Origin of the sequence: Pseudomonas sp. KUIN-1, from assembly GCF_009176725.1 — a bacterium.
GTDB classification, from domain to species: Bacteria; Pseudomonadota; Gammaproteobacteria; order Pseudomonadales; family Pseudomonadaceae; genus Aquipseudomonas; species Aquipseudomonas fragariae.
Genome location: NZ_AP020337.1, coordinates 2,286,887 through 2,304,266, shown reverse-complemented (window position 1 = coordinate 2,304,266; position 17,380 = coordinate 2,286,887). Strand labels below are relative to the sequence as shown.

The 17,380-nt window shown below is 58.0% G+C and carries 8 protein-coding genes; 5 read left to right on the top strand and 3 right to left on the bottom strand.

Annotated features, from left to right (window positions below):
- Positions 1-174 precede the first annotated feature (174 nt).
- The 5 genes from KUIN1_RS10670 to KUIN1_RS10650 all read left to right on the top strand — a co-directional run bounded on the left by KUIN1_RS10670 (position 175) and on the right by KUIN1_RS10650 (position 10,747).
- Positions 175-5,226, top strand: coding sequence for an RHS repeat-associated core domain-containing protein (locus tag KUIN1_RS10670; RefSeq protein WP_152091977.1), 5,052 nt, complete (start codon positions 175-177; stop codon positions 5,224-5,226).
- Between the two features lie 393 nt (positions 5,227-5,619).
- Positions 5,620-6,180, top strand: coding sequence for a fimbrial protein (locus KUIN1_RS10665; protein ID WP_024651640.1), 561 nt, complete (start codon positions 5,620-5,622; stop codon positions 6,178-6,180).
- A gap of 107 nt (positions 6,181-6,287) precedes the next feature.
- A complete protein-coding gene (locus tag KUIN1_RS10660) occupies positions 6,288-7,034 on the top strand; it encodes a fimbrial biogenesis chaperone (protein WP_024651641.1) in 747 nt (248 codons plus the stop codon).
- Positions 7,035-7,071: 37 nt separating this feature from the next.
- Positions 7,072-9,585, top strand: coding sequence for a fimbria/pilus outer membrane usher protein (locus tag KUIN1_RS10655; RefSeq protein ID WP_116892737.1), 2,514 nt, complete (start codon positions 7,072-7,074; stop codon positions 9,583-9,585).
- A gap of 46 nt (positions 9,586-9,631) precedes the next feature.
- On the top strand, positions 9,632-10,747 hold the full coding sequence (locus KUIN1_RS10650; protein ID WP_011267391.1) for a fimbrial protein: 1,116 nt from the start codon (positions 9,632-9,634) through the stop codon (positions 10,745-10,747).
- Between the two features lie 41 nt (positions 10,748-10,788).
- Here the strand turns inward: KUIN1_RS10650 and KUIN1_RS10645 are convergent, their stop codons facing one another.
- The 3 genes from KUIN1_RS10645 to KUIN1_RS10635 form a co-directional block, all read right to left on the bottom strand.
- On the bottom strand, positions 10,789-12,327 hold the full coding sequence (locus KUIN1_RS10645) for a hypothetical protein (RefSeq protein WP_116886717.1): 1,539 nt from the start codon (positions 12,325-12,327) through the stop codon (positions 10,789-10,791).
- Between the two features lie 103 nt (positions 12,328-12,430).
- Positions 12,431-14,629 carry an autotransporter outer membrane beta-barrel domain-containing protein gene (locus KUIN1_RS10640; protein ID WP_116886718.1) on the bottom strand — a complete coding sequence of 733 codons (2,199 nt, stop codon included), beginning with the start codon at positions 14,627-14,629 and terminating at the stop codon, positions 12,431-12,433.
- 295 nt (positions 14,630-14,924) lie between these two features.
- Positions 14,925-17,003 carry a hypothetical protein gene (locus KUIN1_RS10635; protein WP_011267388.1) on the bottom strand — a complete coding sequence of 693 codons (2,079 nt, stop codon included), beginning with the start codon at positions 17,001-17,003 and terminating at the stop codon, positions 14,925-14,927.
- Positions 17,004-17,380: the final 377 nt, after the last annotated feature.

The following is a 17,380-nucleotide window of genomic DNA, read 5'->3' as shown; positions in this document are numbered from 1 at the left end:
CACTACTGCTAGGTTGTTGCCCGGGTACGGACTGTTAGGGTTAGGCAAGACCTCCAGCCACACGAACGTCTTCGGGCGTTCAGGCTTGGGGGTCGTCAATGACCAGAGCGCAAGGACTGCACAATCGTCAGGCACCGCTGCGCTTGTCACGCATCAATCAGCGAGGTCCGCTCCATGGCTGCTTCTACTTCCGTGCACTCCAACGCGCTCAATTTCATGAGTTGTCTGAAAAGCGGCGTTGACCCACGCACCGGGCTATACAACATATCGATCAGCTTGCCCGATCTGCAAAGCAATGACCTGCGCGGGCCAGGGTTCCGACTCGACCTGTCCTACAGCCAGCTCAATACGCTGGACAGCGGCTATGGCCTGGGCTGGAACATGCAGTTGTCGCAGTACGACCCTGCCACTCAGATCCTGTCCCTCAGCACAGGCGAGACCTTCCGGGTCGACGGCACCAGCAGCAACGGCCAACTGACGATGACGGAAAAGAAGCTCGACACCTTCCACTTCTACAAACTGGACGATGAGTCTTACCGGGTGGCGCACAAATCAGGTCTGGTGGAAATCCTCGAGTTGCACAGCAGCGGCAATAAGAGAATGGCCTGGCCGGTGAAAATCATCGCGCCGTCGGGGCACAGCATTGCGCTCAAGCACACGGTGTTCAACAGCAGCACCTACAGGCTTGCTTCAATCACTGACGACCTGGGTAAGACGCTGCTGAAAATTGCCCGCAGCACCACCTCCGTCGAGCTGGATCTGCATCCGGACGAAGGCACCGGCGGTACTCCGCTGGCGCGCTTTCTAATGACCCTCGCAGGCAGCGACAAACGCGTATCGCGCATCACCCTGCCCACCGAAAACAAAGCGTCGTGGCGCTTCGAATATGGCCTGGAGAACGGCAATCAATTATGCGTCAGGCATGTGGAGACACCTGCTGGAATCAGCGAAAACGTTTACTACCAGGACGAGGGCCATGCGTTTCCATCCAGCGCCGGTCGCATGCCCGTGCCCAGGGTGACAAAGCACATCATCGATCCCGGCCTGAATCAGGCAGAGATCGATGTGCGATATACCTACAAGGACGGCCAGCAACGCTCACGAAACTTTCTCGGTGCAGGGTTGCCCATCGCCTGGGAGGACAACGGCCTGGACAATCTCTATAAATATTTGCAGGACTACAACTATGTCTGTACCGAAAGCCTGTGGGTCGACAACAAGGCCGTGCGCAGCATAGAGCGGACCTTCAACCGCTTCCACTTGCAGACCCTTGAAGTCACCACCCAGAACAAAAACCAGCTGACGGTCACGACCGCCTACAACATCCTGCAGGGCGAGCATTACTCCAGACAGCCCAACGATTGTCAGCTACCCAGCGAAATCACCACCCGCTGGCAACGGCTGGACGCGCCTGAGCGGACCCGCACAGAGACCGTCACCGATACCTATGACAGTTACGGCAACCTGCTGGTGCATACCCGCGCCGACGGCATCGAAGAAGTCAGCAGCTGGTACCCGGCCGCCGGTGGCGACGGTTGCCCGGCCGATGCGGAAGGGTTTGTCTCCCGACTGAAAGAAAAAGTGGTCAAGCCCGCTCCATCGTCGCAGCTCGGGGCCCCGACCCTGGCCACACGTTATCGCTACCAGACATTGCCTGCACTGGCCGACAGCGAGTTACCCGACTGGATCGTGCCGGAAAGCGAAACGCTGCTGCAGCTTGAAAGCGATGGAACCTGTGTAGAGTTGCAGAAGGTCCTGCTGGAGTACATCAACCAGCCGGATGCGCCATTCCTGCATGGTCGAACCGGGAAAAATATCGAGTCCCTGAATGGAAACGACACCGTTACCGTCTACGAGTACAGCAAGAGCAAGAGCAGGCAACTGGAGGTCCCGGTACAACTCATAGACATCACCACGATCGGCTTCGACAACACCCGCATAAGCAAGCAGCAACAACAGTCGTTGTTGACCGGTCAGGTGCTGCTGACCCTGGAAGAAGGCGTGGAGATCCGCTATGTCTATGACGTGCTGAACCGGCTGACCAAAGAAACGATCGCACCGGACTCAAGTGATGAAGCCAGTCGCGAGTATCTGTACACCCTGTGTTCCGCTGCGGGGCAGCAGGCAGAACAAGTGCTGGTCGACGCCCGCAAGGTCAAGACCCGCTCTGTTCTGGACGGCCTGGGCCGGGCAATACTCGAGGAGCGGGACCACATCGACAGCAACGATCTGCAAGCGATGCGCATAATCCATACCGCGCAATACAACGCTTGGAACAATGTGCAACACGAAACGGATTATGACTGGTTCGCCAGCCAGCAACGGTTCGCCACGCGAAACACCTACGCCTATGACGACTGGAACGTCCAGTGTGTCATTACCTCGGATCACGGCGTACAGACCCACCAGTACTACGACCCCATCGGCAATGAAGAACATAAAGGCCCTGTTCAGAAGACCTGGGTGCAAAGCAGTGACGCAAAACCGCTGATCAGTGGTCGCAGCGAGACCTGGCTGAACATGTTCGGCAAGCCGGACAAGATCAAGACCCAGAACGCAGATGGAGAAAAAGATCTGGGTTCACAAACCTTCCTCTACGACGGCCTGGGGCGCTGCACGGAGCAGACCGATGCGTCAAACCACACAACCCTGTTCAGTTATGACGCCTGGTCACGCATGGTCACAACACGCTTGCCGGATGGAAGCGAGGCGCACCGTGATTATGCACCGCACAGCAACACCGAGCTGCCGATCGGCCTGAAAATGATGCATTCGGACGGCATTACCAACACTCTGGCAGGCAAACAGGCGTTCGACGGGCTGGGTCGTCTGACACTGTCGCAGGCAGGGCAACGTATCGAGCAGTACGAGTATGAGGACGGTCACAGGCAGGTCAAAACCCGCAAAACCGCCAAGGGCGATGACATCAGCTACACCTACAACCTGGCACTCACCGACCAGATCGTCTCCAGTACTGCACCGGATGACACCGTCGGTTTTGGCTATGACAACGTCAGCGCCCGCCTGACCTCTGCCACCAATCAGCAGGGCAAGCGCGTTTATGCTTATGACGCGCACAACCAGTTGACCAAAGAGACCTGGAAAGATCTACAAGACCGGACCTGGAAAACCGTGCATCGGACATCCTTGCAGGGCCGTGCGATGTATCGCACCGACGTCGAACAAAAAGACGTCAAAAACTCGGTTAAAGGCGTAGTCAAGGGCCGCATCAAAGGTGGCGTCAAAGGCGTGGAAACGATTTACCGGTACGACGATTTCGGCAGACTCGAAAACGTTGTGCAGGGCAACGTGGAGGTGACAATCCTGTATGACACCCTGGGTCAGCCCAGCGAGATGACAACCTGTGACCAGGCCGCCGGAACCCGCCTGGTAAACCGCATGAAGTATGACGACCAGGGACAGGAAATTCTCAGGACGCAGATTGCAGGCAATCACCCGGTACGTACGCTGGAACAGCAATGGCAAACCGACGGGCTCATGCAAAGCCGTCACTTGCAGGAAGCAGGCAACACGCTGCTGCTGGAAACATTCAAGTATGACGCTCGAGGTCGTCTGACCGGCGTCATCTATTCAGGCAGCACATTGCCAGTGCACGCATCCGGCAGGGCGATACTCAAGCAGACGTTCATCTTCGACTCGCTGGACAACATGATCCAGACCACTACCGAATTTGCCGACGCCAGCACTGAGATGGCCTTTTTCCACTATGGCAAAGAGGATGACCCCGATCCCCTCTCCAGGGACCGATGCCAGTTGCTCGGCATCACCTACAGGCCTCCACGGGGCACACCGGACCCGACGTTCCGCTATGACGCCAACGGCAACCAGCTCGATGACGAACATGGCAACCGGTTGTACTACGACAGCCAAAGCCGCCTTTTACGGGTGGAGAAACCGGCGGGTGAGCCGATCAGCACATACGCTTACGACGGCCATGATCATCTGGCCACCACCCGCAATGGCAGTGACAGCGAAATACTGCGTTTTTATCAGGACCAGCAGTTGAGCAGCACGGTGCAGGACGACCGACGTACTCAGTTTCTGTACATAGACGAGCAACCCGTCGGCCAGCAGACCATCGGAGAACCGGCAGAAACCCTGCTGTTGCTGACGGATGCGAACCAGAGCGTGCTCGCTGAGTTCCAGCAGGACAAGCTGCGAACAGCGGTCTACAGCGCCTACGGAGAACGTCACAGCGATGACGCGCTGCTCAGCGTCGCAGGGTTCAACGGCGAAATATGCGAAAAAGACACGGGCTGGTACCTGCTGGGCAATGGCTACAGAGCCTACAACCCCGGCATGATGCGTTTTCACAGCCCTGATTCCTTGAGCCCCTTTGGCGCAGGCGGGGTCAACCCCTACACCTATTGCCTGGGCAATCCCATTGCCTGGCGCGACCCCACCGGGCATGACGCCAGCTCCCAGAGCGGCAGGCTGCGAAGGCCCGATGAGGATGCGATACCTGCAGAGATGCCGGGGGGCATCGGAATACAGACCTGGATCATGCTCGCGGTTGGCGTAGTGTTCACGGCATTGGGTGCCTACGCGACAGTTACATCGTTTGGATTGGCCGCGCCCGCCTCGGTTCCTGTAACGGTCCTGGGTATGACGATGACCGCACAGACGGCGGCCTACGTCGCAACAGGGTTGCTGGCGGCAGGGACCGTTCTGGGGGCTGCATCAACGGCTGCCACTACTTATGGTGCGGCGAAGGGAAACGAGACAGCCTTTCGGTTAGGGGAATACCTGGCCTATGCCGCGGTACCTTTAGACCTCGCTGGGGGGGTATTCAGAAGTGCGGTTAAAAGCGCGCTCAAGGCTGCGTCCAAGGCTGCGTCCAAGGCAGCGGTGGAACCGGCAGTGAGGACAGCAAACTCAGCGGCGGCTTCGCCAACAACCGGCGCCGAAGCAGGATTGAGAGGAAGCTTGAGCAGCACGGACCAGGGTGCAGGCGGCGGGCTGAGGAGCATGGGCAGTGCCAGGAATACCACATCGCTCGTCGGCGAGGTTACCGCCTCACCAAATACCTCGACTCCATTTGCCAGTGTTCCCGCTGGTGGAATGCAACCTATTCCAAGGGCTGTAGCTCCAACTCCAGTAGCGCCACCGCCACGGCCACAGAGTTCTGGGCAATATTTTTTCCGGCTAAGACAGTATTTACCCCGTCTCAGAAGAAACGGCGACTTGCGAACCGTCAGAAATTAAATTTCAATTTCTCGCCATCGACAGCTATAAGCGCTTGTCGGTGGCATCTTGGCCTGACTTGCCAAGGCGATTGCCAATACTGAATCATTCATTATCCACGCCTCCGGACGTGTAATACCAAGCATCAAAACATTTATATTTCATGCCAGACCATGACCTGCAAACGCCATCAACCTGACATATAACGAAGTACATACTCGCAAACTACAATAGACGACACTAGCTTGGGAAATATCCTACACCTCCCGCCATTAAGCAAAGCCCTCCAGAGACTTTGCAACTAACTCACCTACTGTAAACTCCCGTCCCGTCATGACACACAACACAAACCGTCTCTCAAGACACCATAAATAGTTACATTTTTACTTCTGTAACTTTAATAGGGTTTTCATCGTGAACAAAATGCTATCCGTACTGGGCCTTGCTCTGGCGACTACTCTCACCGGCACTGTCGTATCCGCCAACCCCGGCCCCGGCACGATCCGTTTCGAAGGCAAGATCACCGCTACCACCTGCCCTATCGAAGTAGTCAATCCGGGCGATGGCTCTATCGGCAACGTGGTGAACATGGGCTCTATCGAGGCCAACCGCTTCACCGGCATCGGTCAGGAACTCTCTGGCAAGAGCTTTGCCCTGCGCGTCAATGACGACGGCAGTTGCGGCCTTGTGGCTGGCGACCCGAATACGGCCAAAGTCACCTTCATCGGTAACGCTGACAGCAGCGGCGACTACTTCGCTGTCACCCCAACTGCCGACGGGGCAAAGGGCGTTGCGATTGTCATCAAGGACCAGACCTTGACGTCCATCAAACCAGGCAGCCAATCGGCACCCTATGCACTGATTGAGGGCGGTGCTACCGACATGGTGTTCAACGCCTACTACCGTTCGACAGCGGCTACCGTTCAAGCCGGTGCCGCTTCGGCGGATGTACAGTTTGTTGTCGCAATCAACTGATACATCGACCCATTCGCTCACGGTGTAAGAATCAATAGTCTTTTCACGTGAAGCATCTTCAATACGTTCAGGTCCGTTTCGGATCTGAACGTACAAGGTAACTTTCCATGATTTGCCAACAGGCTTTCAAAAGACCTGCCCTCGCGGGGTGCATGCTGTTATTCATGTGCGCAGCTTATATACCAGCCACTCAGGCAGCACTGACGGTCAACGCAACTCGCATCGTGTTCGACGGCGACAAGCGCAGTACGTCGGTGGTCGTATCCAATCCAAGTGATCGCCCGTTCGCGGTACAGACCTGGGTAAATACGGAGGCAGACGACACTGTCACCGTCGTTCCGTTCGCACCTTCGCCGCCACTTTTCCGTCTTAATCCGGGCAAGGAACAACAGGTACAGATCAATGGCCTGCCCCACGAACTGCCCTCTGATCGCGAATCATTGTTCTACTTCAACGTGCAGGAAATACCTCAAGCCGACCCTTCGCAGGGCAATGTACTGAATATTGCCCTGCGTACCCGTATCAAACTGTTTTATCGCCCGGTGCTGCTGACTGATAACCCCATTGCCCGCCTCAAGGACCTGCAATGGTCGGTCAGGCAGATTGCGGGCAAGGCAGAACTGACCGCGATGAATCCGACACCCTTTCACGTGTCGTTCATTCGCCTCGACGTCTCCGGCGGTGGCGGAACTGAAAAGGTCAGGGAAGTCGCCATGCTTGGCCCGTTCAGCTCTCGCCATTACGAGCTCAGTGAAACGAAAGCGGTACCGGGCCTGCAGGTGGTGTTTTCCGCGATCAACGATTACGGCGGCTACAGCACGCCGCTGACAGCTACAGCCACGCTGACTGACTGAAACAGCGCTGGCCCGTTTCATCCCCAGGACATTGAACATGACCCTATTACCCGATTCCGGGTTCATACCAGTGCGCCTGCGCTTTATGCAGGTGCTGATTGTGTGCGGCAGCGTTACCGTACCGCTGGAACTGACCAAGGCGGCAACCCCTGTCAAGTTCCAGTCCGGCTTCCTGCGTCAGGGCCAGGACTATGACAGTGAGGCCGCGGCCAGCGTGCTGAACCAGTTGTCAGTTGTCGAAAACCTCGGGCCAGGCGATCACTGGGTAGAAATCCACGTCAATATGCGCCATTTCGGCCAACGGCAGATCCGTTTCGATGCCGACCCACAAGGCAACGGCCTGCTGCCCTGCCTGTCGCGGGAACTGCTGGAGCAGATCGGCGTACGCCTCGACAGTCTGGCCGACCCGGCCTTGTTGCAAGTCGCTTGTGTCGCGCTGGGGCAGTTGATTCCGGACGCCAAGGTCGTACTGGACGGCGGCAGACTGCAACTGTCGATCTCGATACCGCAGATCGCCATGCGCCGCGACGCCAACGGGCGAGTGGACCCGGCGCTTTGGGATTACGGCATCAACGCCGCCTTCATCAATTACCAGACCTCGGCGCAACAGACGACCCATAGGGAAACAGGCACCAGCAGCAGCGCAGACCTGTACCTCAACACCGGTATCAACCTGGGGTCATGGCGATTGCGCAGCAATCAAAGCGTGCGTCAGGATGCACAGGGACATCGCGAGTGGACCAGAGCCTACGCTTATGCACAGCGCGACCTGCCCGGCACCCACGCTAACCTGACCCTCGGTGAGACCTACACCGGCGGCGATGTCTTCCGGAGCCTGCCGATCAAGGGCGGGTTGATCAAAACCGATCAGGAGATGCTCCCCGATTCCCTGCAGGGTTACGCACCGGTGATCCGTGGCGTTGCGCAAAGCAGGGCCAAACTGGAAGTCCTGCAGAACGGATACCCGATCTACTCCACGTATGTCAGTGCCGGCCCCTATGAAATAGATGACCTGAACACGGCGGGCAGCGGCGAACTGGAGATCGTGCTGACCGAAGCCGATGGTCAGGTGCGGCGCTTTACCCAACCTTACTCGACCATGAGTAACCTGTTGCGCGAAGGCGTCTGGAAATACAGCGCAGCCCTGGGCCGCTTCAACGGTGCCTACGCCACCGACCATCCCTGGCTATGGCAAGGCACGCTGGCCGTTGGCACAGGCTGGAACTCGACACTTTATGGCGGACTGATGACCAGCGACTTCTACCATGCCGCAGCGCTGGGCGTGTCACGGGACATGGGCATGCTGGGAGCGATGGCGTTCGATGTGACCCGGTCACGCGCCGGCATCGATCAGCCCGGTCAGTCCAGCGTGCAGGGCATGAGTTACGCCATCAAGTACGGCAAGGCGTTCACTACCCATACCAATCTGCGCTTCGCAGGTTATCGCTACTCCACCGCAGGCTATCGGGATTTCGACGAAGCCGTCAGTCAGCGCAGCAACGACGATGCGTTCAGGGGTAGCCGCCGAAGCCGACTGGAGGCTTCGATTCATCAGAGAATCGGCGCACGCAGCAGCGTCGGTCTTACGCTGTCGCAACAGAATTACTGGGGGAGCGATATCGAGCAACGACAATTTCAGTTCAACTTCAATACCCATCGTGCCGGGATAACCTATAACTTCTACGCCTCACAGTCGCTGAGCGTAGCCAGTAACCGCGGCAACGACCGGCAGTTCGGCCTGAGCATCTCGATGCCCCTCGACACCGGCCATTCGAGCAATGCCACACTCGACCTGCAGAGCAGCGCCAATCGCCACAGTCAACGGGGCAGCCTGAGCGGCAGCCTCTACGAAAACCGGGTCAATTATCACGCCAGCCTGAGCAACGATGACGGCAAGCAGCAAAGTGCCAGCCTTGCGGCGGGCTATCAGGCGCCCTTCGCCAGCCTCGGCGCCGGTGTGACTCAGGGCAATGATTATCGAAGTACATCAGTCAATGCCAGTGGCGCCTTGTTGCTGCATGCCGACGGCATCGAGTTCGGCCCGAATCTGGGTGACACCATCGCCCTGGTCGAAGTGCCCGATACACCAGGCGTGGGCATACAGAACGCGACCGGTGTCAGGACCAATAGTCGCGGCTACGCATTGATGCCCTATCTGCGCCCCTACCGCTATAACCCGATCGCCTTGCAGACCGACCGGCTTGGCCCCGAGGTGGAAATCGATAACGCCAGTGCTCAAGTGGTGCCTGCCAGGGGTGCCGTGATCAAGACCACCTTCGCTGCACGCACGGTGACACGCCTGGTCATCAATGCAACCACTCCCAGTGGCCAGCCGCTGCCATTCGGCGCCCGGGTCAGCGACGCGCAGGGCAACATCCTGGGCATCGCAGGCCAGGGCGGGCAGATTTTGCTGTCCACCGACATGCAGGCACAAACCCTCGATGTCCACTGGGGAGAGAAAAGCGACCCTCAGTGTCGTCTGCACATAGACCCCGCTGGCATGCCTTTGGCCCAGGGCTACCGAATGCAGGACATGACGTGTACCCAGTGACATCAGGTCTGAGCCATCCGCGACATTGTTATTTCAGGAATCACCCATGAACACTGCATTGAATGCCCTGCTCCCCAGTCTGATCCTGTTGGGAGCCAGCCATAGTGCTGCGGCTTATTCCGACGTACCGGATGACACACCGAGCAACGATTGCTACTGGGTTTCCTCTCCGGGAATAAAGGACTACCGACGCGACATCGGCACGCTCTACGTCCCGAAAGACGCTGCAGTGGGCACCTTTATCGGCAGCATCGATATGCTTCACGCCACACCAGATCAGGCAGGCCTGGAGGCGGCATGCAGAAATGACGGCACGGCTCTTCTGGAATTCAACGCAACGGCAACGGCTCCGATCTTTTCCGGCACGGTGGAGCCTATAAACGGGGAAGACCTCACCGGCAAGATACTGCAAACCAATATTCCGGGCGTCGGGGTGCGGGTAAGACTGGAGTATCCGTATGACAGGAACTGCCCCAATTGCTTCACGCCTGTAGGTGGCAGCGCCTCCGTTCCGTTCATCGGCCTCAACGACCACCAGAAAATGCTCACAAGCCTGCCTTTCCTTCATTTGAACAACTACGTCACGCTGGTCAAGACCGGACCGATTCCCTCCGGACCCAATGTGCTCAATGGCAGTGAACTGTTCTCCGGAAGCGTGACAACGCTTGGCAGGATCATGAAATTCGGGCTAACCGGCACGATACTTCAGGCACAGTGCAGCGTCGGTGCAGATCCGGTCAGTGCCGACCCGGTGCAGTTGGGTGAGTGGGACAGCGCTGACTTCACCGGTCCCGGCTTCACCACACCTGCGGTGCCATTCAGTATTGCGTTGAGTAACTGCGAGACCTACACGGGCGCAGGCTTCGTGGCCACGGCGCATATCCAGCTCGATGGTGTCGAAGGCTCGGTTCCCGAGGGCCCCGTCGGCAGCGGGGTTTTCAGCCTGACCAGCGACTCGGACGCCAAGGGCATGGGGATTCAGGTCCTCAAGGGTGATGGCGTTACGCCCATGGAGTTGCAGACCGAAGTGCCACTGATCGCGATCACACCCGGCAACGTTGTGCTGAACTTCTACGCCCGCTTCTATCAGACTCAGGACAGCAGCGCGATCCGGCCGGGCAAGGCCAAAGGGGCGCTCAGCTTCACGATGACCTACAAGTAGCAATGCACCATGGACTGCCAACCTGGCGGTCCATGATTTCCTCAGGCATACAACGTTGGTCTCAGTGAAGGGAAAGGCTGCCACGAGAGTGTCTGGTCGAAACTCACACGCACCCGCACATCCAGCTGAGTGCCGATCAGAAATCTAGTCAAATCCGTTTTGCTGATACGACCGACGTCGATGTTATCGCCCACCAGCGGTACCGGGTACTCGTCCAGCACGCTAACCACTAACGACTCATTATCAGCACTGCCGACGCCGTGCACCTCGACGCTGACAAACTGGTCAGTGCCCATGAAAGACCAACTGTCGAGCGTGAACCGCGCGTAGTCTCCCTCGGCAATGCTCTGCAGGCTCAGACGCCCTCCGGATACCTTGTCACACTGCACGACCGGAAAGCCTGTCATTCCCAGGATACTCAACGTATGCCGGTCCGAAAGATGGGGTGAGTCGACGCTTTTTTCGAACACCTCGTAGTACACCGGGATGGACTTGCTGAAATGCGGGGCAATTTTTGTGGAAGGAACGCTGAACAGTCTCGAGTCTGCGATTTCCGTAAGAAAAGAGCCCACACTGCCTGGCTCGGCCCATTGGACGCGGACGGTTTCACCGGGAAGAATCACGGCATCCTCCGGTATCGATACCACTGCGCCCTGAAAGGCATCGACCGGATCAAGCCTGCTGGCACTTGCCGAGCCTGCAGCCTTCTGAACACGAGGGGGTGGCAACACACGCGGCACTGGCTGAGCGCACACCAGCAGCGCAACAGCCAGCGCACGAGGCCCGGCATTCCCCGAGCGATCCTTCAGCCTGTAGGACACATAACGAATGCCATCGCCGCTCTCGAGAACCACTTGCCGGTCAAAGCCGATGTTGATCGCGCCACCGATATCGGACGCTTCAAGCGTCAGGGTTCCGGTGTGCTCCGACCCCGTCGGCATGCTGCTCCAGTACCAGATAATGAGGTCCCCGGCGCCCGGCGAAAAATACGCGGGCACCTCGGCCAGCACGGTATCGCCATGAGTATCCAGCCAGGCCGCCGTGAGACCATCCCTGATGATTTCTTCCGGAAAAATCAGCGCCCCTTCGTCTTCGAATACCGGTGCCGTTTTATCAATGACAAAGACCAGTGTTTCGGATTCGGTCTGCACCTGATTGGAGGTCTCGACGCGATAACGGAGTCGATGCCGGCCTTCGATCAGGTATTGCTGCGCGATCATGATGAACAGATCGACAGGCTGTACAGGTGCGGTCCAGGTCTTCTCCTCCAGCAGCACGTCGTTCCAGTACACGCGCAGATACTCGGGATTGCCCGGGGTAGGCTCGGAGTTTTGCCACATGGGAAAATCGACCCGCAACGGCACGAGCCAGGCGCTGCTGGGGAGCAAATTAGGCTCACCGCCAGGTATGTCAGGAAGAAGTTCGGCGACCATCGGCGGCGCAAGCAACATGCTCTTGCGCCTTGAAACCGGCCAGAACAGGATTCTGATCCGTTCGATCCACTTTGAAATAACAGACATGAGCCGGGCCTCCAGCATGAGGAAGCGGTGGCCGACCCGTTTGCCGACCGCCATGCCCATCAGTTAACACCCTGCTTTTTTCTGCGGATACTGGCACAAGTGATAGGACCGTTGGCGCATCAGCGTCCAGCGATCAGACATCATCCGCCCCGCTTCGCTGTCGCTACCAGCTGTAACGCAAGCCTGCACTGGCGCCCCACGGCTGTTCGATGGCATCGCCATTGCTGTAATCGAAATCAGCATGCAACTGCAGGTTGTCAGACAGCGACACCGAAACGCCCGTCCCCAATTCGCCACGGGAACCGGAGAGGTCGTTGTTGAACACGTTGTCATTGACCTTGACCTCGTTCCTGTTGACGAATTCGTGAGCCACGGCAACCCGCACATAAGGTTGCAGCGTACGTCCTTTGCCCAGGTCGAAACTGCGCCCCGCCGTCGTACCGACCTTGCCGAGCAGCGATCGGCTGCGGTCACCTTCAGCACGCATACCGTTGTCCAGTGCGTAGTCCTTGCCCTGAACGACCAGGCCCGCCAGCTGGGTGTAGGGTTCGAGAAAATAACCGTTGTCCAGTTTGATGTGCCGCCCCAGCTCCAGCGATGCGCCAACCCCCAGATTGTCGTAGTTGCCGCGCGTGCGGGAACCATCGCTGAGATTGACTCTGGCCTTGTTTTTGAACTGATTGAGTTTGATCACGCCATCGATGTAGTAGCCGCTCTCGCTGTTCAGCCAGGTGCTGTAAGCGCCCAGCGAATAGCTGTCGACCTTGCCACTGGCACCGTGATCCAGACTGAGGTCAGAGGTGCTCTGCCCGATCATCACACCCGCCAGCCATTGCCCCGCCCCCACAGGCAGCTTGCCATCTGCGCCGAGCGCGACACCACTCTGAACCTGCTGATATCCGAAGCCTGAGGCGTCGGCCACATTGAATTTGTTGCCGTAGGTACGTATCCAGCCGCCAGAACGGGCCTCATCCATGCGCAACTCGCCCATGCGCGAACGTAACGTACTCAACTCCCCATACCAGACAGTCGGCGCAGTGTTGAACAGCGCCATGACAGTCTGTGCGCCGGGGCTGATGGTTCGGGTGGAGGTATCCAGATACCAGTCATTGTCGCCCTGCTTGATCAGGTCATAGGACCAGGCGCCCAGATCCACTGCGCCGCCTGCGAGCGAGAAGCTGGCATCGCCGGCTGCCGCATGCACGACGTGCAGGCTGGTATCGCTGAGCGGATCGACACCCGTGCTACCGACAAGCAAGGTATGACTGCCGGTCGCGCTGCCCGTGATGTCAAGAAAGTCATTGGCCTTGCCAGCGAAATCCACGTCCATCATGAACGTACCGCTCCCTGACAGGCTTGCGAGTGACAACGTGTAAAACGAGGCCGCGTCGCCAAACCTGACCGACCCACCGTCCATGGCCAATGCATTCACCTGACCGTTCTCGACCATCACCCACTGGCCCTGACTACTGAGCGACAGGCTGGAGACGTTCTCCAGGCGCCCGGTCAGGGTCGCGTTATTTTGCAGTGACAGGCTGGCGGTACTGCCCGCATCCGCCGATACATCGCCCAGCAGATGGCTGTTGTCCACGGTCATATGAGCCGTTGAACCGTTGATCAACTCCAGTATCCGGCCGTTGCCGCCGGTCAGCGTAGAACCATTGTTGACCCGGATATCGGCAGTCGCGGGCGCGCCGGTGGGCATTCCGACGATCAGCGCCGACCCCGTGATACCTTCGACCCGGGTTCCGTCCAGAACCAGCTGATTGCTTGAGGGTACGGCCGGGTCAGCGCGCAAGCGCACGCCATATTGCTGCCCGGTGATGGTGCTGCCGGACGCCTTCACTGTGGAGTCCCACATCTCCATGCCTCTGCCATTGGCGCCAGTGGCCGTTACTGAAGTACCTTCCAGGGTCAGGTTGCTGAGCGAGCCGGCGTTTATCCCGCGATTCGTGGCCGTGATCGTGCTGCCGATGACGGTGGCCGTGGAACCGACCAGTCGTGCACTTTCATTGCCCATCCCCAGGCCATCCGCGCCACCTGTCAGCACGCTACCGACAATCAACGCATCTGCCCCGGTCAACGATACGGCTGAAGAGCTGGTGCCCGCACTGACCTGACTGCCAGTGAGCGTCAGCTTCGCGCCGGTGATCGTGGATATTTGCAGGGTAGTCGCGCCGTTGGCTGTCAGATTTCCGGTGCTGACAACCCGATAACTGTCCAGCGGGCCTGTTGCATCGATGGTCTGCGGCGCATTGACAAGTATTTGCGCAAAGGCATGACTGCCAGGCAGCAAGGGAGAGAGAAAAATAACGGTTTTCAATGTCCATGAAAGCGGACGCAGCACGAATGGAGCATTCATGACGATGCATTACCTTAAGGTGATCAGATTGAACCCCGTGACGACAGCCCGAAAGCGGCCTCGGGAGGAAGGCCGAAAGACTACGGGGATCCAGCTGAATGCTCTGTAGGACCTTTCCTAGGCAAACGTAGGGAGGTTCTGACAGCAGAGGATCGTCGGGGAAATACCGATAAGCGTAGGTGACATGACCTGGTAAGCACTGACATTCCTAAACCGTTTGGGAGCAACCTGAGTCTGCTTATACCCGGCAGGGTGACTGCGGCAGGCCGCAGGCACCCTCTGCCGGTGACCCTCCTTAGTTTTTCGTTGGTTGACCTGTTTTGAGCACGATAGGACAAGGCCCGGTTGCGTCGTACATCCCTACCCGGGCGGTGGTTTCCAGCGAGGTAATGGTTTCGCCTCCCATGCTGAAGGAGTACTTGATCCTCGCGCTCCCGTTCGGGCTGCTGCCTGAAGGATCGTAGATGGGCAGAATGTGTTTATCGTAGGGGGTGACCAGCCAGATGAAACCGGTGACAGGACGGCTGACTCCCAGCTGGATAACCTCGTCTTTTTCGGTACCGGCAATAGGAGCGTCGCCTGTAGGTCCCCCGGAGCCATACCAGTGCAAAGTGACAGTTTCACCGTCCGACAGATATTTCGAAAGATCTGGAACGCGAACCCGTATACCCGGTTCATCCGGGCCAGGATTCCCGATGCCATCGGCAAAGAGTGAGTCGCAGTTCAACCAGCCGTTTGAACTGGTGCCCTCAAAGAGCGGTGCGTCCGGGGTGATGACAATGGCACTTACGTTGACCAGCGTGTCCGGCGAGTGTGTCGTGTTTTCTGAATCGGGCGCATGGATGCGGTAATGAACCGGCAAGTCAGCGCGATTGCCTTCATAATCGATATAACTCCAGGGTATTTCAACCTCACGCTCGGAGCCTGCCGTGTCAGAAACAGCCACGGTGTATTGCGCCTCTGCTACATGGCTCGTGCCCCAGTAGAAATCGATAATTTCTCCCGGTTGAAGCTTTTCATACAGTTTGAAAGTGACCTTGGCAGCCTGGTTGTTGTCCGCTGCTGTCAGGACGTTCACTAAATTGGACGTCTGGCCACGGACTTCGACCGGCAGTAATGCGTCGTTGACCGGATCCGGCCACTCAGGATCGGTGATCGGGTCGGGTCCGATAGTGGCGAAATTGACATTGACGCTGGTGCTTTTCACTTCGGACGGAACGACGCCACGCAGGATTCGATAACTCACATCGGTGGCCTGGACGCCGCCAGTCACTTGATTGTATTGAGCACGCAGAACCGGATCAGGAATCTTGATCGAAATCGGAAAATCTGGAGAGCTGCCGACTTCCTCGGATCGTAGCGGTTCAGTGCCCCAGGTGACTTCGATACGGTCGGCCGGCTTCCAGTTATCGAACGACTCGATCAACACTTCGACCCCGAGTCTCGCATCAGGCAGGTTGATCAACTTTTCTGGAGGCTCTGCCAATGGCACGACGGGGTCTTTCAAGTTGTCGGCCAACAGCCCCAGCGCCACGTCGATGCGTTTTGGGCTGGAAAGCGGACTGCGATTGGTGGCTTTGTCGACCAGAATGTAAACGGCGTAGTAGGGCTCGTCCCGGGACGCGTCTATGGCCGAAACGGGGAATGTCACCGTATTATTCGTCGGGCGTTCCACTTCAACGAAATCCACCGGAGCTGGCAGGTCTGCGGCATTGTCGGGCAACGGCGTGCCAACCCAATAGAAGGCTACCTTGTCGCCGGGTTTCCAGTCGTCATAGTCTGGCAGCGTGCCGACCAGACCTTCGGGATGTACGTCCAGAAACGCCTGGGTCAACTGATCTGTTTCCAGACTCATCTGCTCAGGCTCAAGATGCTCGCCCGGCGGCGTGGTATCGACGATCAGGTTGATCGACGGGCTGACGGTCTCTTGATCATTCGGCTGTCTGATCCGGTAGCGCAGACTGTAAGCACCGTCTGCAGGCTTGTCGAAGCCGGGCAGAAAACTGCTCAACGGAATCTCGATCTTCTTGGGAAAGGTACCAGGGGCCACCGGTGCGGTAACGATACCGCTAAACACCTCTTTAAACGCGTCGTTGTCCGCCGCCGCGCCGATGGCCCACTCGATGAAAAAAGTATCGGAGTCGCCCTGGTCAGTGACCAGTCCTGCCCACTCGGGCAGGGTAACCTCAAGAAACTCGCCGAGCAGGACATCCTTGTTCAGCGTTCCATCGGCAGGGTCCACAATACCCGCCACCTGTGCCAGGGCAAGGTCTGCGTCGATCCCTGAACCGCGTTGAGTGCGCGCCAGCCGGTAGGCGATACGCGCTTTTTTTTTGTCATCCAACGTTGCTGTTGTTTTTGAATCGACCATCATCAGCACTCCCTTGCTATCCGATTGCCGCCCTGTTTATGTAGAAAACGTGCGGGCGGATTGATAATGCGCCCAGGGCCTGCTGCCATTTCATCCCGAGCCGCGATGAAACGGCAACAGACCCTGGCCTTCTCGACAAAAGTTTGTCTGCCAGAACCAGCCGTCCAGGCCAGTAGCCCGTTCGATTAAACGGTAGTTGCGTGACACTGGATACTGTCAGAACTACCAGGGGCGCGCTTCGCAGGGCACGCTCGACAGGCGTCTCGTATCAATCTAGATACATTTATGACATGCCCCCGACATTCGGTCGCGCCACCCTACCGCCGAGCCTCCCGGCGAAGTAGCATGAGGGGCAGCGTTGATCTTCAACAGCAGCCAGT